Here is a 17,024-nt window from a genome sequence, read left to right as displayed (position 1 = left end):
CTGCGGGCATGAGCGACGCCCCGACCCGGACCAGCGACGGCACCGACCTCGACGAGCAGACGGGTGGGGAGGCTCCCGAGACCACGGGACACGCGGGCCATCTCGCGGTCGCCGTGGCCCGGGCGCACGGCGTGGAGACGATGTTCACGCTCTCCGGGGCGCACGTCTTCCCCATGTACGACGGCGCCGTGAAGGCCGACCCCCCGATGCGCCTGCTCGACGTCCGGCACGAGCAGACCGCGGCCTTCGCCGCGGAGGCGACCGGCAAGCTGACCAGGGTGCCGGGCCTGGCCGTGCTCACCGCCGGCCCGGGGGTGACCAACGGCGTCAGCGCGATCGCGCAGGCCCAGTTCGCCGGCTCCCCCATGGTCGTCGTGGGCGGCCGGGCACCCGCCAACCGCTGGGGCAGCGGCAGCCTCCAGGAGCTCGACCAGCCGCCGATCCTCGCCTCGGTGTCCAAGCTCGCGCGGACCCTGCACACCGCCGACGACGTGCTCGAGGGCATGCACCGCGCGTTCACGACCGCCCGGTCCTCTCACCGGGGCCCGGTCTTCGTGGACGTGCCGATGGACGAGTTCTTCAACACCGCCTCCGGCCCGGTCCCGGCCCTGGGCACCGACCGGGGCGCAGAGCCGGATCCCGACGCGCTCACCGAGATCGCCGAGCTGCTCGCGGGCGCGACCCGCCCGGTGCTCGTGCTCGGCACCGACGTCTGGGCCGACCGGGCGGAGGAGGCGGCGCTGCGCTTCGTCGAGGCCGTCGGCATCCCCGCCATCACCAACGGCATGGGCCGCGGCGTCGTCCCCGGCAGCCACCCGCTGCTGGTCACCAAGGCGCGCGGCCGGGCACTCGGCGAGGCCGACGTCGTGGTCGTGGTCGGCACGCCGCTGGACTTCCGGCTGGGCTACGGCGTCTTCGGCGGCAAGGACGGACGGGCTCCGGCCCAGGTCGTCCACATCGCTGACTCCCCCGGCCAGGTCTCCGGCCACGCCGACCTCGCCGCCTCCGTCTCGGGCGACCTCTCGACCGTCTTCGACGGGTTGCTCGCCGCCCTCGAGCAGGTCGTCCGGCGCCCGGACTGGTCCCCGTGGGTGAGCGGCCTGCAGGACACCGTGGCCGCCGCCACCGAGCGCGACCGGGCCCTGCTCTCCGCCGAGGCCGACCCGATCCACCCGGCCCGCATCTACGGCGAGCTGGTGCCGCGGCTCGCCGACGACGCGGTCGTGATCGGCGACGGCGGCGACTTCGTGAGCTTCGCCGGCAAGTTCGTCGAGCCGAAGCGCCCCGGGGGCTGGCTCGACCCGGGCCCCTACGGCTGCCTCGGTGCCGGCCTCGGCGCCGCCATCGCGGCCCGGCTGGCCCGCCCCTCGGCCCAGGTCGTGCTCCTCCTCGGCGACGGCGCCGCCGGCTTCTCCCTGATGGACGTGGACACCCTGGTGCGCCACGGCCTCCCGGTGGTCATGGTGATGGGCAACAACTCCGCGTGGGGCCTGGAGAAGGGCCCGATGCAGATGCTCTACGGGTACGACGTGGCCGCCGACCTCGCGCCGCGCACGGCGTACGACGAGGTCGTCCGGGCCCTCGGCGGCGCCGGCGAGACCGTGACCGACCCGCGGCACATCGGTGCGGCACTCGACCGTGCCTTCGCCTCGGGGGTGCCCTACCTCGTCAACGTGATCACCGACGTCGATGCGGCGTACCCCCGCAGCACCTTCGGCATCTAGGGAGCAGGCATGCGGATCCGCCGGGCGACCGAGCGCGACCACGAGGAGGTGGGCGCGGTGACCGTCGCGGCCTACGAGGCGTTCACCCTCGGGCCCCACGACCCGTACCTCGACCACCTGCGCGACGCAGCCGCCCGCGACCTCGAGGCGGAGCTCTGGATCGCCACCCCGGGCGACTCCGACCAGGTCCTCGGCACCGTCACGATCTGCCGTGAGGGCTCACCCTGGCGCGAGATCGCCGCCCCCGACGAGGGCGAGTTCCGGATGCTCGCGGTCGCCCCGGACGCGCGGGGGCGAGGCGTCGGCGAGGCCCTGGTCCGGCTGGTGCTGGACCGGTTCCGTGAGGAGGGTGCGACCGCGATCGTGATGTCGACGCTCCCGGAGATGACCGACGCGCACCGCCTCTACGAGCGCCTCGGCTTCGAGCGCGCGCCGCAGCGCGACTGGCGACCCGTGCCGCACGTGTCCCTGATCGCCTACCGCAAGGACCTGTCCTGATGAACCCTCTCGAGGCCACGCTGCGCTTCACGGTCGGCGATGACGACACCGCGGAGGCGGTCGGCTCCGGATCGCTCCCCGTGCTCGGCACGCCGCGGCTGCTGGCGTGGTGCGAGGCGGCCACCTGCGCGGCCCTGGAGGCCACGCTGCCCCCGGGATCGACCAGCGTGGGCACCCGGGTGTCCCTGGAGCACCTCGGCGCCAGCCCGGTCGGCCAGGAGGTCGAGGTGACCGCCTCGTCGTCGTACGCCGACGGCCGTCTGCACCGCTTCTCCGTGGCCGCCCGCCACGTCGGCGGCAACGGCAAGGTCGTGGGCACCGGCGAGGTCACCCGCGTGGTGGTCGACGCCGAGCGCTTCCTGTCCCGTCTCTAGCACGGCCTCTCCCCGACCGGCCAGATCCAGTCACGACCGGATCCGGTCCGGGCCGGATTTCGTCTGGCGCGACGAGTTTGAGAGGATGGCAGACGGCCCCTCGCGGGGCGATGAACCTAATCGAACCGGAGGACACCATGGGCAAGACCGGCCGCAAGCGCCGCGCTCGCAAGAAGAAGGGCGCGAACCACGGCAAGCGCCCCAACGCCTGAGCGCCGCTACCGACGTAGCGAACGAGCCCCCGACCTGCTGGTCGGGGGCTCGTTGCATGTCGGGTCGGGCGGGATCACCCCTCGGTGATCTGCACCTGCACCTCGCGGATCCGGAACATCACCCGCTCGCGCAGCTCCTGGGGCGCTGCCTCGGAGCAGGACCGGGCGACGACGGCCTTGACCGTGCGCTGCAGGTCGTACTTCTCCAGGCAGGGGTTGCAGGTGTCGAGGTGCGCGCGCACCACCGAGCAGTCGGCCTCGTCGAGCTCGTTGTCCAGGAAGTAGACGATGCGCTCGAGGTAGTCGGCACAGTCGCTGGCCGAGACCTCGTCCGGGTGGGAGTGGTCGTGGCTCATGACTTGTCGCCTCCCTCGCGACCGACGGTGAGCAGGTCGTTGGTGCGCACGTAGTCCGAGAGCATGTCCCGCAGCTGGCGGCGACCCCGGTGCAACCGGGACATGACGGTGCCGATCGGTGTCTCCATGATCTCGGCGATCTCCTTGTAGGCGAATCCTTCGACGTCGGCGAGGTACACCGCCAGCCGGAACTCCTCCGGCAGGCGCTGCAGCGCGTCCTTGACCTGCGAGTCGGGCAGGTGCTCCAGCGCCTCCATCTCGGCCGACCTCAAACCCGTCGAGGAGTGCGACTCGGCACGCGCGAGCTGCCAGTCCTCGACGTCCTCGGACATCGACTGCTGCGGCTCCCGCTGCTTCTTGCGGTAGGAGTTGATGAAGGTGTTGGTGAGGATGCGGTACAGCCAGGCCTTGAGGTTCGTGCCCGGCCGGAACTGGTGGAACGAGGAGTACGCCTTGGCGAAGGTCTCCTGGACGAGGTCCTCCGCGTCGGCGGGGTTGCGGGTCATCCGCATCGCCGCCGAGTAGAGCTGGTCCAGGAAGGGCAGCGCGTCACGCTCGAAGCGCGCCGAGCGCTCCTCGTCGGTCTCGGTGGCCGGGTCCACGACCTCGTCGGGGACGTTCAGGGAATCAGTCATCGCGTCCCAGTCTAGGTCGTCCCCCCGGCGCGGCGTGGGCACGCGACTGCTGGTCGGTTCGAGGATGGCAAGCACAAGGCCAGAACGCCTCAGGCGCCGCGACCATTCCCGACGACGTCGCGGACGATCCACTCCAGCGTGGCCTCCACGATCACGCCCATCGCCTCGGCCTCGCTGATGCCCGACCGCGCCGGCACCTTGAAGCCGTGGTCGCCGCCGGGGACGACGGCGAGGTCGATGTCGTCGGGGAACTCCTCGGGCCGGCCCATCGTGTCCCGCTCGCCCTGGACGACCAGCGTGGGCACCCGCGCCCTGCGCAGCTCGTCGAGACGCGACTTCTCGGGGTGCCCCGGCGGGTGCAGCGGGAACGCCAGCGCCAGGCACCCCGACGCCCCGAGGTGGCGGGCGCAGCGGGCCGCGGACCGGGCGCCGGCAGAACGACCGCCCACGACCATGGGGGTCCGCACCCGCAGCTGGTCGGCGGCCGCCACCAGCGACTCGTCGAGCGTCGCCGGCGAGGTCGCGATCTTGCGGCCCGCGACCTTCCAGGGCTGCTCGAAGCGCACGACGGTGACCCCGTTGCGCGGCAGGTAGAGGGCCAGCGCCTCGAGGTCGCGGGTGTCGATGCCGTTGCCGGCGCCGTGGCTGAGCAGCAGCGTGACCAACGGGCTGCGGGACCGGTGGGTGACCAGCCGGCCCTCGCCGTGCGGGGTGGCGACCCGGCGCTCGCTGCTCATCGTCTCGTCCTCCAGGTCGCTCCCGGTCCGGTCACTGCAGGGCCTCCTCGGCGGGGATCGGCTCGATCAGCTCGGGCCCGTTGTTGCGCACGTTGCTGACCGCGGTCGAGACGGGGTAGGCCTCCAGCCGCCCGGGGGCGGCCGGGACCAGCAGGCCGAGCAGGTCGTCGCGGTCGGCCAGGGTCGGGTCGAGCCAGTGGTCCCAGCGGTCCCGCTCCACGGTCAGGGGCATCCGGTCGTGGATGTGCCCCACCGCGTCCTCGGCCTCGGTCGTCAGCACGGTGCACGTCCACCGGAAGCGCTCGGGGTCGTCGTCGTCGCGGGTCGGGTCGCGCCAGATCTCGTAGAGACCCGCCATCGCGAGCACGCCACCGTCGGCCGGGCGGATGAAGAAGGGCTGCTTGCGCGGCTTCCCGGACTTCGTCTGCTGCTGGGTCGGGTACCACTCGAAGTAGCCGTCGGCGGGCAGGAGGCACCGGCGCTTCGCGAACGCCCGCTTGTACGCCGGCTTCTCGGCGACCGTCTCCATCCGGGCGTTGATCATCCGGTTGCCGATCGAGGGGTCCTTGGCCCAGGACGGCACCAGTCCCCAGCGGACCACGCGCAGCTGGCGCGCCGGCGGCTCCGGCTCCCCCGACTCGGAGGTGCGGGGCGGCCGCTCGACGACGGCGTACACCTCCTTGGTGGGGGCGACGTTGTAGTCGGGCGCCAGCGGCGCGGCGACCCGGTCGTCCTCGATCTCGAACTCCTCGACGAGGTCCTCGGGACGCCGGCTGGAGGCGTAGCGACCGCACATGCGGCCACCCTAGGGCGTCGTACCCCCGCTCTGCTGCCCGACTCGAGAGACGTGCCCTAGCCCCGGGCGAGCTCGTCGAGCAGCCGTGCGGCCGCGGCATCCGTCGCCGGCAGGCCCTCGACCCACACCCGCACGGCCGGCGCCACTTCGGCGAGCAACCGGCGCAGCAGGCCGAGCCGCGGGCCCAGGCGGTGGCGACCGGCCAGGACCACGACGCGGACCGGACCCACCCCGGCGATCGTCTCGCTGCCGTGGAAGACGGTCCGGGCCGTGTCGCCGAGCGCGCCGAGGCGCAAGGAGCCGGTCAGCCCGGCGACCGCGTCGGCGCGCCGGGTCCTGGTCTCCCGGGGCACGTCGAGCACCACGAGCGTGTGGCTGCCCTGCACTGGCACCCCCCGGGGGACCTCACCCCGGTAGAGGTCCCCCAGGCGTGCGCGCAGGTGGGCCTGGGTCGCCAGCCCCGTCAGCGGGTCCTCGCAGGAGAGCCCGTGCAGGTAGCCGAGCGTGGCGTCCGCCCAGCCCAGGGCGACGGCACGGGTGGCGCCGTGCCCGGGGCCGTGGCCGCGCACCAGCCGGTACGTCGCGACCAGGCCCGCCAGTCCCTCCTCCAGCGAGGTGCCCTCCCGGGCGAGGTCGCCGCCGGCCGCCGTGCAGGCCTCCTCGACCCCGGACCCCGAGCCGAGGGCCTCCCCCACCGCCTCGAAGTGCGGCGGCAGCGCCGGCCGCAGCTCCTCGGGCAGCCCTGCCCTCGCCCCGGGTCCGTCCACGGGTCGGCGCACCCTCGTCGCGAACCTGCCCACGCCGACCCTCCCTCCGCGGACGGTGTCCTGCTCCGTCACCGGCGTTGGGACGGGCGTCCCGGGGGCTCGTGATGCGGTCCGCCGGAACTCGTTCGTGATCTTTGGGCACCTCGCGCGTTGGACCTGCGTGAGCACCACGCTGCCCAGGCTCGACGAGCCCGCGGACGCCGAGCTGATCTCGGCCGTCCGGGGCGGCGACGTCGACGCCTACGGCGAGCTGTACCGCCGGCACGTGGAGTCCGCACGCCGGTTGGCGCGGCAGCTGGTCGGAGGGCCTGACGTCGACGACCTCGTGTCGGAGGCGTTCGCCAAGGTGCTGGTCGTGCTGCAGCGCGGCGGCGGCCCCGACCTGGCGTTCCGTGCGTACCTGCTCACCGCCGTCCGCCGGCTGCACGTGGACCGGTTCCGCGCCACGGCGCGGCTGCGCCCCACCGACGACCTGACCGCGTTCGATCCCGGGGTCCCCTTCCGGGACACGGCCGTGGAGGGCTTCGAGAGCGGCGCGGCCGCGCGCGCGTTCGCCTCGCTGCCCGAGCGCTGGCAGCTCGTGCTGTGGCACACCGAGGTGGAGGGGCAGAAGCCCGCCGAGGTCGCCCCGCTGCTCGGTCTCTCCCCCAACTCGGTGTCCGCGCTCGCCTACCGTGCCCGGGAGGGGCTGCGGCAGGCCTTCCTCACCATGCACGCGCAGGACACGGTCGACGCCGCGTGCCGCGAGACCCAGGGCAGGCTCGGTCCCTACGTCCGTGGCGGCCTCGCGCGCCGCGACGCCCGTCGGGTCGAGGAGCACGTCGCCGGGTGCCGGCGGTGCGCCGCGGTCCTCCTCGAGCTCAGCGAGATCAACTCGGGCCTCGCCGCGCTGCTGGCCCCGGCGCTCCTCGGCACGGCGGCCGCGGCGTACGCCGGGTCCGCCGGCGGGTCCGCCGCGCCCGGGGCGCTGCTCGGCCTGCTCGGTCGGGCTCGTGACCTGCTCGTGGCGCACGCACCCGCCTCGGCGGTGGCCGGCGTCGCGGCCGGATCGGTGGTCGTCGGCGTCGCCGTCCACTCGACCGACCGGCCCGAGGCGACACCCGACGCCGGCGCCGGAGGCCCGGCCGCGAGCGCACCGGCGCGTCCGCCACGGGCCGACGGCACCCGCGAGCACCACGTCGAGCGGCACCGGACCCGCCAGCCCCGAGACGGCGCCGCGGAGCCCGCGACGGTCTCCCCGGTCGCGGACGCTCCGACGGTGGACGTGCCCGGGCCGACCACGACGGCTCCGCCCGTGCCGCCCCTGCCCGCGGGGCCGGGGTCCCCGACGAGCCAGCCTCCCGTGCCGCCCACCGGCCCCCACACCGACGAGGTGGACCTGACCGTCGCCGCCGGCGAGTCCCGGTCCGCCGGCGCCGCCCACGTGGTCCGGGTGACGGTGACCGGTCAGGGCGACGGCCCGGCGCCCACCCTGGAGGTCGACGCCGACCGGGCCGTGGTGTCCCTGACGCCCGACCCGAGGTGCGGCGGCGTGCAGGTCGGCAGCGGTCGCTGCTCGGTGACCGGTGCAGCCGCGACGTACACGTTCGTGGTCGGCGCGCTGCCCGACGCGCCGACCACGCTGACCTTCACGGTCCGCCCCGGGCCGGGCAGCCGCGAGAGCGACCCGGCCGACAACACCGCCTCCGTGGTGCTGGCCCCCTGAGCGAGGCTTCGGCCGCGGAAGATCGGGTATGAAGGTGTCATGACCGTCAGCCGAATGATCGCCCGTCCGATGCTCGCGTCCATGTTCGTCGTCGGAGGGGTCAACGCCCTGCGCAACGCCCCTGCCCTGGCCCAGAAGGCCGGCCCCGTCGCGGAGCGCGTCGTGCCCCTGGCCAAGAAGGCGGTGCCCACCGCGCCGTTCCCGGAGGACCCGGTCACGCTGGTCCGGCTCAACGCGGCCGTCCAGCTCGGCGCCGCCGCCGCGCTCGCCACCGGTCGCGCTCCCCGCCTGTCCGCGTCGGTGCTGGCGGCGACGCTGGTGCCCACCACGCTCGCCGGTCACCGGTTCTGGGAGGCCGGCGACAAGCAGGAGCGCCAGCAGCAGCAGCTGCACTTCTTCAAGAACGTCTCGATGCTCGGCGGCCTGATCATCGCCGCGGGCGACACCGACGGGAAGCCGGGCGTCGCGTGGCGCGCCCGCCGGGCCGCGAAGGACGCCCGCCGCGAGGCGAAGCGCCTCGCCCAGTCCGCCCGCCAGGAGGCGAAGCTCGCCAAGGCCAAGGTGGGCTGACCCCGGACCCGGTTTGGGACCTGCGGTGCCGCGGCAGCGCCCGTCGCTAGGGTGAGACGGGTGACGACGCCTCCCTCGACGACTCCCCCGACGCCGGCCGACCCGTGGCCGGCCCCGCGCGCCGCCGCGCCGGTGGACGCCGTCGTGTCGCTGCCCGGCAGCAAGTCGTTGACGAACCGGGCGCTGGTGCTGGCCGCCGTCGCCGACGGCCCGTCCGTCGTCCGGCGGGCGCTGCGCTCCCGCGACACCACGCTGATGGCGCGGGCGCTCACCTCGCTCGGGTCGAGCGTGGACACCTCGACCGACGACTGGGTGGTCACGCCGGGGCCGTTCGAGGGCGACGCGCTCGTGGACTGCGGCCTGGCCGGGACCGTCATGCGGTTCGTGCCGCCCGTCGCTGCCCTGTCCCGTGGTGACGTGGGCTTCGACGGCGACCCGCACATGCGCACCCGCCCCATCGGCGGGGTGCTCGGTGCACTGCGCACCCTCGGGGTGGCGATCGACGACGGGGGCCGCGAGGCGCTCCCCTTCACGGTGCGTGGGCGTGGCGCCGTCCCCGGGGGCACGGTCGTCATCGACGCCTCGGCGTCCTCGCAGTTCATCTCGGCGCTGCTGCTGGCCGGCGCCCGCTACGAGCACGGGGTCGACGTGCGCCACGACGGCAAGCCCGTCCCGTCGCTTCCCCACATCGACATGACCGTGGCGATGCTGCGCGAGCACGGGGTGCAGGTCGACGACTCGGACGCGAACCGCTGGACGGTGGCACCCGGTCCGGTGCGTCCGGTCGACCACCTCATCGAGCCCGACCTGTCCAACGCGGCGCCGTTCCTGGCACTGGCCGCCGTCTCGGGAGGGTCGGTGACGGTGCGCGACTGGCCGCAGCACACCACGCAGGCCGGTGACGCGCTGCGCGAGATCCTGTCCCGCATGGGCTGCACGGTGGAGCGCGTCGACGAGGGCCTGCGGGTCACCGGCAGCGGGACGCTCGAGGGGATCGACGTCGACCTGCACGACGTGGGCGAGCTGGCACCGGCCGTCGCCGCGCTGGCCGCCCTGGCCTCCTCGCCCTCCCACCTGCGCGGCATCGCCCACATCCGTGGTCACGAGACCGACCGGCTGGCCGCGCTCGCGACCGAGCTCGGCGCCCTCGGCGCCGACGTGGTCGAGCACGCGGACGGGCTCAGCCTCGCCCCCAGCACCCTGCACGGCGGCGTCTTCCACACCTACGCCGACCATCGGATGGCCCACGCGGGCGTCATCGTCGGCGCCGCCGTGGACGGGGTGCTGGTCGAGGACGTCGCCACCACCAGCAAGACCTTTCCCGACTTCGCCGACTTCTGGTCGCGGCTCCTGGTCCCCGCGGACGCCCGTCGATGAGCGGGCGCTACTCCGAGCACGACCACGAGCACTACGAGCGTCCGCGCCGCCACACCCGCCCGCGCACCAAGGAGCGGCCGTCGTACGACGACGCCGTCGACGGCGTGGTCGTCACCGTCGACCGGGGCCGGTTCACGCTGCTGATCGACGGACGAACGGTGATGGCCATGAAGGCCCGGCCCCTGGGCCGCAAGGGCGTCGTCGTCGGGGACCGTGTCCGGGTCGTGGGCGACACCTCCGGATCCCCCGGCTCGCTGGCCCGCATCGTCGAGGTCAACGATCGCCTGACGACGCTGCGACGCACCGCCGACGACGACGACCCCGTGGAGCGGGTGATCGTCGCCAACGCCGAGCAGCTGGTCGTGGTGACTGCCCTGGCCGACCCCGAGCCGCAGCCGCGGCTGATCGACCGCGCCCTGGTGGCGGCGTACGACGCCGGCATGCAGCCGTTGCTGTGCCTGACCAAGTCGGACCTCGCGGACCCGGAGACGCTGCTGGGCACGTACCGGTCGCTGGGCGTGCCCTGGGTGGTGACCCGGCGCGGCGGCGACCTGTCCGCGGTCCGCGAGCGGCTCAGCGACAGGACCAGCGTGCTGGTCGGGTCCAGCGGCGTCGGGAAGTCGACGCTGGTCAACGCGCTGGTGCCCGACGCGGGACGCGACGTCGGCCACGTCAACGCGGTCACGGGCCGCGGCCGGCACACGTCGACGTCGGCGTTCATGCTGGAGCTGCCCGAGTCCCCCGAGGGCCACCGAGGCTGGATCATCGACACCCCCGGCATCCGCTCCTTCGGGCTCGCGCACGTCCAGCCCGAGCACCTGATCGAGGCCTTCCCCGACCTCGACGAGATGACCGAGGAGTGCCCGCGCGGCTGCACCCACGGGACCGACGAGCCCGAGTGCGGCCTCGACGAGGCGATCGCCGCCGGCCACGCCGACGCCGAACGCGTCGAGTCCTTCCGGCGCCTGCTGGCCGCCCGCAGCGCCCCGGCGTACTAGTCGCCCGGCCGGTTAGCCCCAGACCGAGCGGGCGCCGGCGTCGCCGGTCAGCACGACCAGCACCAGGACCGCCAGCGCCGCCGCACCGAGCAGGACGTCGAGGACCACGCGCAGGCCGCCGGTGCGGAGGTGCTGCCAGCCGGCGACCACGGCGAGAGCCGCGAATGGCAACGTCACCCAGAACAGGATCCGACCGCGGGTGCGGTGGGTCGCCAGGCTGGGCAGCTGGTGCAGGTCGGGTCGGCTGTTGTAGAAGCTGTTGCCGGTCACGAAGGCCGCCGCGATCGCTGCCGCCGCCAGCAGGGCCAGCGCGACCATGGGCCAGCGGAGCCGGTCCCGCCACCCCGGGAGGGCCACGTAGCCGAGGGCGGACAGCGCCCCGACCGGGCCGAACACCACGGCCGCGTGCACCACCAGCGGGTGCAGCGGGAGCCCGTTGATCTCCATGTACCGACGGTAAGCCCCCCGGGCCCGGATCGTCGCTGGGCATAGCCTGTGCGCATGCCGACCACCGGTTCGACCGACTACACCGACGACCTGCGCCTCGCGCACGTCCTGGCCGACGACGCCGACTCGCTCACCATGGCCCGCTTCAAGGCGCTGGACCTGCACGTGATGAGCAAGCCCGACCTCACGCCGGTCACCGACGCGGACCAGGCCGTCGAGGAGGGCATCCGGCGGACGCTCTCCCGCGTGCGCTCCCGCGACGCGGTCCTCGGTGAGGAGCAGGGGTCGACCGGCCACAGCCAGCGGCGCTGGGTGGTCGACCCGATCGACGGCACCAAGAACTTCGTCCGCGGGGTGCCGGTCTGGGCGACGCTGATCTCGCTGGTCGTCGACGACGAGGTCGTGCTCGGCGTCGTGTCCGCTCCGCAGCTGCAGCGGCGCTGGTGGGCGTCGATCGGCAACGGGGCCTGGACCGGGCGGTCCCTGCTCAAGGCCATCCGCTGCCAGGTCTCCGACGTGCGCCGCCTCGAGGACGCGTCTTTCGCCTACTCCTCCCTGTCCGGCTGGGACGAGCGCGGCCGGCTGGAGGACTTCGTGTCGCTGACCCGGCGCTGCTGGCGCACGCGGGCCTACGGCGACTTCTGGTCCTACATGCTCCTCGCCGAGGGGGCGGTCGACCTGGCCGCCGAGCCCGAGCTGGAGCTCTACGACATGGCCGCGCTGGACGTCATCGTGCGTGAGGCCGGCGGCCGGTTCACCTCGCTGGACGGCACCGACGGACCGTTCGGCGGCAACGCGCTCGCCTCCAACGGCCACCTCCACGACGCCGCGCTGGCCTTCCTCGGCTCGCTCCCCCACGACGAGGACGACCCCGACTCCCAACCCCACCGGCCCGGCTCGGTCCACGAGCTCCGGTCCCGGCGCCTCCGCCAGGAGGCGGCCGACGAGGAGCAGCCGCAGCTCGACTGAGGTCTCTCGCCACCCACCGGCGCGCACGTCTGTACGACCTAGCCACGGCGCGAGTAGCGTTTTCAGTGACCCCGGACACACCGGGGCCGACGGAGGTGGAGCGATGCGGATCGGCGACGTTCTCAGGGCCAAGGCCAGCCACGACGTGGTGACGATCAGCCCCGACTCCGGGGTGCGCGACCTGATCGCGATGCTCGCCGAGCACAACATCGGTGCGCTCATCGTCAGCACCGACGGTCGTGCCGTGGACGGGATCGTCAGCGAGCGCGACGTCGTGCGCCGCCTCCACCACGACGGCACCGTCATCAACAACACCGTCGGCGCGATCATGACCGCCGAGGTCGAGACCTGCGACCAGGACACCCCGCTCGACGACCTGATGAAGATGATGACCGAGCGCCGGATCCGGCACGTGCCGGTGATGCACGACGGCAGCCTGGTCGGCATCATCAGCATCGGCGACGTGGTCAAGCACCGCATCGACCAGCTGCAGTTCGAGCGGGACCAGCTCGACCACTACGTGCACCAGACCTGAGCCGCCCGCGCCCCGCTCGCTAGGGTGACGGCCATGGACAAGCCCGAGATCGAGTTCTTCGACCCCGAACCCCCCACCGACCTCGTCGTCACCGACATCACCGTGGGCGACGGCCCCGAGGCCGCCGCCGGCAACACCGTCTCCGTGCACTACGTGGGCGTCGCCCACTCCACCGGCGAGGAGTTCGACGCGTCGTACAACCGCGGCACCCCGCTGCAGTTCCGCCTCGGCATCGGCCAGGTCATCTCGGGCTGGGACCAGGGCGTGCAGGGCATGAAGGTCGGCGGCCGCCGCCAGCTCGTCATCCCGCCGCACCTCGGGTACGGCGACCGCGGCGCCGGCGGCGTGATCAAGCCCGGCGAGACGCTGATTTTCGTCGTCGACCTGCTCGGCATCAGCTGATAGGTCGTGAGCTGTAGCTGAGAGGACTCTGGACGGGTCCGCTCACAAGGAGGCAGCTCATGGGCATGTTGGAGGTTGCCCTGGATCCGGCGACGGTGGTCGTGGCCGTGGATCCGGGGAAGGTGATGAACCGGGTCTGGGTCAGCAATGGGACCGGTCTCCTGGAGGAACCGGTGTCGTTGCCGGTCGCCCGGTCGGGGATCGCGGCGCTGGAGAAGATGCTTGCCGCCCACGCTGGCGAGCGGGTGATCGCGATCGAGGCGACCGGCAGTCTGCACCGCGCATGGGCCGCCGAGCTCGAGCGGCTGCATCCGGGCTCGCTGCGGCTGTTCGCGCCATCGGAAACCAAGGCCGCCCGCACTCAGCTGGGGTCGGGTCGGTTCAAGACCGACGACCGAGACTGCGCCGCGCTGACCTACCTGGCTCGCCAGGGCGCCGGCCGACGCCAGGCCGAGCAAGCCGTGGCCGAGGAACTGCGCGCTGCGGTCAGGCATCGCCGCGGGCTGGTCGCTGACCGGAAGAAGGCCCAGCAGCGACTCCACGACCAGCTCAACGCCCTGTGCCCCGGCCTGTCCGCACCTGACGGCCACGCCGCGACGCTGGGTCGGGCGCTGCCGATCGAGACACCGACCGGCCAGGCAGTGCTCGCGTGCGCGGTCCGCTTCGCCGGGCGAGCACCGTCAACGCGTTCGCTGATCGCCAGGTCACCGGGCAGGCTGACCAAAGCGACCGCCGAGTACTGGGTCAGTCGGTGGCGCGATTGCCTCCCGCCGCCGCCGGACGCGGCTGCGCGAGCCGAGCGGATGGGCCGGGACCTGGATCGCTACCGCCGGCTGCTGGTCGACGTGGCGGCCGTCGAGGACGAGGTCGCGGCCCTGCTCGCTCGTACCGATGGCCAGGTCCTGACCAGCCTGCCGGGTGTGGCCGTGAACCGCGCTGCTGCATTCGCTGCGCACAGCCTGGCCATCAGCCGGTTCCCCGACGCCGAGCACCTCTACTCAGCCACCGGCCTGGCGCCAGCGATGTACGAGTCCGCCACGATCCGCCGCCGCGGCCGAATCTCTCGTCAGGGTCTGGCCGAGCACCGCGACGCCCTGATGGGCATCGCCTGGGGCCTGTCGCTGTACTCGCCCTCGTTCGCCGACCGCAACGCCGAGCTGCGTGCCCGCGGAATGACGCCGATCCAGGCCCGCGTCGCGCTCGCCCGCAACGCCTGCCGACTGATCTACCGCATGCTCGTGACCCAACAACCCTTCGACGAAGAGGCGTATCGTCGAGGAAGGCTCAGCCGCGGACGGTGACGGCCACGTTAGCTATGCCGCTCGACGGCGCAACCTAGCTTGCCGCCCGTGCGCGCTGGGCCGCCTTCTACGGCGAACACGAAAGCCTGCCGACCACGGCGCCTGATCAGCCTGCCGACACCAGCGGCCCGCACCGGACTCCTCGATCCCGCTTCGTCGCGAACCCAAGCCGAGGTCCCCATCGACGCCCTCGGCCGATCCCGCACGCCCGCCGTCACACTTGACCGCTCGCGCGAAAGCTAGGCGTCGCCCTGCGGGCGCCTGGCGGCGTTGTCGTCGCTCTACGGCCCGCTCCGCTCAATAGGCCGCCTTCGCTCCTCCGCCTTGCCAGGCATCCCGCAGGACGACGCCTCACCGGGACAGGTCGTCGCTCGACGGCCCTCCGCTCAAAGGCCGCCTTCGCTCCTCCGCCTTGCCAGGCATCCCGCAGGACGACGCCTCACCGGGACAGGTCGTCGCTCGAGGGCCCGCTCCGCTCAAAGGCCGCCTTCGCTCCTCCGCCTTGCCAGGCATCCCTCAGGACGACGCCTCACCAGGGCAGGTCGTCGCCCGCGCTCTCGTCGGAGACGCGGGCCGACTGGCCGCCGAGCGTGACGACGTCCCCCAGCACCAGCTGACGGCCGCGCCGGGTCTCGACCTCGCCGTTCACGCGGACGGCACCGTCGGCGATCACCGGCTTGGCCTCGGCGCCGGTCTCGACGAGGTTCGCCAGCTTCAGGAACTGCCCGAGTCGGATCGACTCGTCACGGATCGGGACGTCGAAGGGTTCGCTCACCCGCGCATTCTCCTCCATCGGATAGTCCGGCACGTTCTCGACGTCCCACGTCAGAAACGTGCCGGACTATCCGACTTGTCAGGCCCTAACCGCCGATCAGGACGCTGCCGGTGTGGATGAGCACGCCCACGAGGCCACCGACGATGGTGCCGTTGATCCGGATGAACTGCAGGTCGCGCCCGACGTGCAGCTCGATGCGGCGGGCCGCCTCCTTGCCGTCCCACCGCTCGATGGTGTGCGTGATGACGGTCGTGAGCTCGGTGCCGTAGCGCTCGACGGCGAACACCGTGACGTCGGCGATGAACCCGTCGAGCCGCCAGCGCAGCTCCTCCTCGGCCTCGAGCCGCTCCGCGAAGTGCCGGACCTCGGCGAGCAGGCGCTGGCGCACCGCCCCCTCGGGGTCGCCGAGCGAGGTCAGCAGCGCGCGTCGCAGGGCGTTCCACAGCGAGATGCTCGAGGCGATCACCTGGGGGTGGTCGAGCAACCGCTCCTTGAGCCGCTCGGTGCGCGCCTGGGTCTCGGGGTCCTCGAGCAGGTCGCTCGCCAGCTGGGCCAGCATCGAGTCCAGGGCCCGGCGGGCGTGGTGCCTCGGGTCGTCGCGGATGTCGCCCACCCAGCGGACCAGCTCGAGGTGGATCCGCGACGTGACCGCCTCGTTGAGCCGCGCCGGCGACCACCACGGGGCCCGCTCGCCCAGGATCTCCGCGACCGTCTCGGGGTTGCGCTCCAGCCACTCGTGCAGCTCGCCGAGGGCCAGGTCGACGAGGCCGTGGTGGAGGTCGTCGCGCACCACCTCACCGAGCAGGCCGCCCAGCAGCGGGGCGATCGGCTCCTCCCGGAACCGTGGCACCAGGGCCTCGGTCACCAGGTCGGCGACGTGCTCGTCGCGCACCTTGCCGAGGCCGATCGCGGCGACGTCGGCCACCTCGTCCACGACGCGGCGGGCGTGAGCGGGGTCGGAGAGCCAGCGGCCGACGCGCTGCGCGATGGTCGCGGCCGCGATCCGCTCCCGGATCACGTCCTCGGCCAGGAAGTTCTCCCCCACGAACTCCTGCAGGCCGCGGCCGAGCTCGTCCTTGCGCCGCGGGATCAGCGCCGTGTGCGGGATCGGCAGGCCGAGCGGGTGCCGGAACAGCGCGGTGACCGCGAACCAGTCCGCGATCGCACCCACCATCGAGGCCTCGGCACCGGCGTTCACGAACCCCCAGAACCCGGCGCGGTCGAGCGTGGCGACGTACACCACGGCGGCGAGCGCGAGCAGGCCGAGCGCGAGCGTGCGCATCCGGCGCAGGCCGCGCCGGCGCACCTCGTCGGCGTCGGAGTCGGGCATGGTCATCGACATGGTGGCGGTCATCCCGGCCGATTGTTCCGCACCGGCGGTCACCGCCCGCGAGTCGGAGCGCCGACGGTGGACGTGCCAGAATCCCGGGCATGGCTCGCACCGTCATCACGTTCGGCACCTTCGACGTCTTCCACGTCGGCCACCTCCGGGTGATCGAGCGTGCCGCAGCGCTGGGCGACCGGCTGGTCGTCGGGGTCTCCGCCGACGAGCTGAACCTGCGCAAGAAGGGCCGCGAGCCCGTCTTCAGCCAGGCCGAGCGGCTGGCCATCGTGGCGGCCCTCAAGCCCGTCGACGAGGTGTTCGTCGAGGAGAGCCTCGAGCTCAAGCGCGACTACATCCAGCAGTACGCCGCCGACGTGCTCGTCATGGGCGACGACTGGTCGGGCCGCTTCGACGAGCTCGAGGACATCTGCGAGGTGGTCTACCTGCCCCGCACACCGGCCATCTCCACCACCGCGCTGATCGAGAAGATCTCGGCCACCAGCTGATCACCCCGTCGAAGCC

Annotated in this window: 21 protein-coding genes; 13 read left to right on the top strand and 8 right to left on the bottom strand. The window is 73.3% G+C overall.

The genetic code is table 11. The features are described from left to right. Window positions 1-8: 8 nt before the first annotated feature. The 4 genes from ACZ43H_RS03605 to ACZ43H_RS03590 all read left to right on the top strand — a co-directional run bounded on the left by ACZ43H_RS03605 (window position 9) and on the right by ACZ43H_RS03590 (window position 2,808). Complete coding sequence (locus tag ACZ43H_RS03605; RefSeq protein WP_464587825.1) at window positions 9-1,724, top strand: acetolactate synthase; 1,716 nt, start codon at window positions 9-11, stop codon at window positions 1,722-1,724. A 9-nt stretch (window positions 1,725-1,733) separates the two neighbouring features. Further along, a complete protein-coding gene (locus ACZ43H_RS03600; protein WP_464587823.1) occupies window positions 1,734-2,222 on the top strand; it encodes a GNAT family N-acetyltransferase in 489 nt (162 codons plus the stop codon). Further along, window positions 2,222-2,596, top strand: a complete 375-nt coding sequence (locus ACZ43H_RS03595) for a thioesterase family protein (protein ID WP_464587822.1) — start codon at window positions 2,222-2,224, stop codon at window positions 2,594-2,596. The genes ACZ43H_RS03600 and ACZ43H_RS03595 overlap by 1 nt, the downstream gene beginning before the upstream one ends. Before the next feature lie 137 nt (window positions 2,597-2,733). Then, entirely contained in the window at window positions 2,734-2,808 is a 75-nt protein-coding gene (locus ACZ43H_RS03590; protein WP_369759046.1) for a 50S ribosomal protein bL37, read from the top strand. Window positions 2,809-2,882: 74 nt separating this feature from the next. Here ACZ43H_RS03590 and rsrA read toward each other — a convergent pair whose 3' ends face one another. The 5 genes from rsrA to ACZ43H_RS03565 form a co-directional block, all read right to left on the bottom strand. Further along, window positions 2,883-3,164, bottom strand: coding sequence for a mycothiol system anti-sigma-R factor (gene rsrA / locus ACZ43H_RS03585; protein ID WP_464587820.1), 282 nt, complete (start codon window positions 3,162-3,164; stop codon window positions 2,883-2,885). After that, on the bottom strand, window positions 3,161-3,799 hold the full coding sequence (locus ACZ43H_RS03580) for a sigma-70 family RNA polymerase sigma factor (protein ID WP_464587819.1): 639 nt from the start codon (window positions 3,797-3,799) through the stop codon (window positions 3,161-3,163). Before ACZ43H_RS03580 ends, rsrA begins: the two co-directional genes overlap by 4 nt. Window positions 3,800-3,888: 89 nt before the next feature. Continuing rightward, on the bottom strand, window positions 3,889-4,536 hold the full coding sequence (locus ACZ43H_RS03575; protein ID WP_464587818.1) for an alpha/beta hydrolase family protein: 648 nt from the start codon (window positions 4,534-4,536) through the stop codon (window positions 3,889-3,891). A 31-nt stretch (window positions 4,537-4,567) separates the two neighbouring features. Next, entirely contained in the window at window positions 4,568-5,332 is a 765-nt protein-coding gene (locus tag ACZ43H_RS03570) for an SOS response-associated peptidase (protein WP_464587816.1), read from the bottom strand. Between the two features lie 56 nt (window positions 5,333-5,388). Next, complete coding sequence (locus tag ACZ43H_RS03565; protein ID WP_464587814.1) at window positions 5,389-6,099, bottom strand: hypothetical protein; 711 nt, start codon at window positions 6,097-6,099, stop codon at window positions 5,389-5,391. A gap of 160 nt (window positions 6,100-6,259) precedes the next feature. Here ACZ43H_RS03565 and ACZ43H_RS03560 point away from each other — a divergent pair, with 160 nt between their 5' ends. From ACZ43H_RS03560 to rsgA, 4 genes are read left to right on the top strand one after another with little or no spacing between them, the layout of a single operon-like run. Then, window positions 6,260-7,804, top strand: a complete 1,545-nt coding sequence (locus ACZ43H_RS03560; RefSeq protein WP_464587813.1) for a sigma-70 family RNA polymerase sigma factor — start codon at window positions 6,260-6,262, stop codon at window positions 7,802-7,804. A gap of 39 nt (window positions 7,805-7,843) precedes the next feature. Then, entirely contained in the window at window positions 7,844-8,374 is a 531-nt protein-coding gene (locus ACZ43H_RS03555; RefSeq protein ID WP_464587811.1) for a DoxX family membrane protein, read from the top strand. A 60-nt stretch (window positions 8,375-8,434) separates the two neighbouring features. Next, window positions 8,435-9,751, top strand: coding sequence for a 3-phosphoshikimate 1-carboxyvinyltransferase (gene aroA, locus ACZ43H_RS03550; protein ID WP_464587809.1), 1,317 nt, complete (start codon window positions 8,435-8,437; stop codon window positions 9,749-9,751). Beyond that, the gene (gene rsgA, locus ACZ43H_RS03545; protein WP_464587807.1) at window positions 9,748-10,749 is read left to right on the top strand and encodes a ribosome small subunit-dependent GTPase A; all 1,002 of its coding nucleotides are present in this window, start codon (window positions 9,748-9,750) and stop codon (window positions 10,747-10,749) included. The genes aroA and rsgA overlap by 4 nt, the downstream gene beginning before the upstream one ends. Window positions 10,750-10,761: 12 nt before the next feature. Here the strand turns inward: rsgA and ACZ43H_RS03540 are convergent, their stop codons facing one another. Beyond that, window positions 10,762-11,196: a DUF2231 domain-containing protein gene (locus ACZ43H_RS03540; RefSeq protein ID WP_464587806.1), complete on the bottom strand. Its 435-nt coding sequence runs from the start codon at window positions 11,194-11,196 to the stop codon at window positions 10,762-10,764. A gap of 54 nt (window positions 11,197-11,250) precedes the next feature. Here ACZ43H_RS03540 and ACZ43H_RS03535 point away from each other — a divergent pair, with 54 nt between their 5' ends. The 4 genes from ACZ43H_RS03535 (at window position 11,251) to ACZ43H_RS03520 (ending at window position 14,403) form a co-directional block, all read left to right on the top strand. After that, window positions 11,251-12,165, top strand: a complete 915-nt coding sequence (locus tag ACZ43H_RS03535; protein ID WP_464587804.1) for an inositol monophosphatase family protein — start codon at window positions 11,251-11,253, stop codon at window positions 12,163-12,165. A 103-nt stretch (window positions 12,166-12,268) separates the two neighbouring features. Next, window positions 12,269-12,700: a CBS domain-containing protein gene (locus ACZ43H_RS03530; RefSeq protein WP_464587803.1), complete on the top strand. Its 432-nt coding sequence runs from the start codon at window positions 12,269-12,271 to the stop codon at window positions 12,698-12,700. A gap of 33 nt (window positions 12,701-12,733) precedes the next feature. Beyond that, window positions 12,734-13,102: an FKBP-type peptidyl-prolyl cis-trans isomerase gene (locus ACZ43H_RS03525; RefSeq protein WP_464587802.1), complete on the top strand. Its 369-nt coding sequence runs from the start codon at window positions 12,734-12,736 to the stop codon at window positions 13,100-13,102. Window positions 13,103-13,197: 95 nt separating this feature from the next. Next, window positions 13,198-14,403 carry an IS110 family RNA-guided transposase gene (locus ACZ43H_RS03520; protein ID WP_464587801.1) on the top strand — a complete coding sequence of 402 codons (1,206 nt, stop codon included), beginning with the start codon at window positions 13,198-13,200 and terminating at the stop codon, window positions 14,401-14,403. Window positions 14,404-14,932: 529 nt separating this feature from the next. On the opposite strand, the gene ACZ43H_RS03515 is transcribed toward ACZ43H_RS03520, so the two are convergent. Together ACZ43H_RS03515 and ACZ43H_RS03510 are read right to left on the bottom strand one after the other, a co-directional pair. Next, complete coding sequence (locus ACZ43H_RS03515) at window positions 14,933-15,196, bottom strand: RNA-binding S4 domain-containing protein (RefSeq protein WP_464587800.1); 264 nt, start codon at window positions 15,194-15,196, stop codon at window positions 14,933-14,935. 67 nt (window positions 15,197-15,263) lie between these two features. Next, a complete protein-coding gene (locus ACZ43H_RS03510) occupies window positions 15,264-16,532 on the bottom strand; it encodes a DUF445 domain-containing protein (RefSeq protein WP_464587799.1) in 1,269 nt (422 codons plus the stop codon). A gap of 77 nt (window positions 16,533-16,609) precedes the next feature. Between ACZ43H_RS03510 and ACZ43H_RS03505 the strand changes: the two genes are divergently transcribed. Beyond that, window positions 16,610-17,008, top strand: coding sequence for an FAD synthase family protein (locus ACZ43H_RS03505; protein ID WP_464587797.1), 399 nt, complete (start codon window positions 16,610-16,612; stop codon window positions 17,006-17,008). Window positions 17,009-17,024 lie beyond the last annotated feature (16 nt).

The sequence above is a fragment of the Nocardioides sp. DN36 genome (assembly GCF_055380375.1).
The sequence above is the reverse complement of the archived record's forward strand: the minus strand, read 5'-3'. Positions and strand labels throughout refer to the sequence as shown.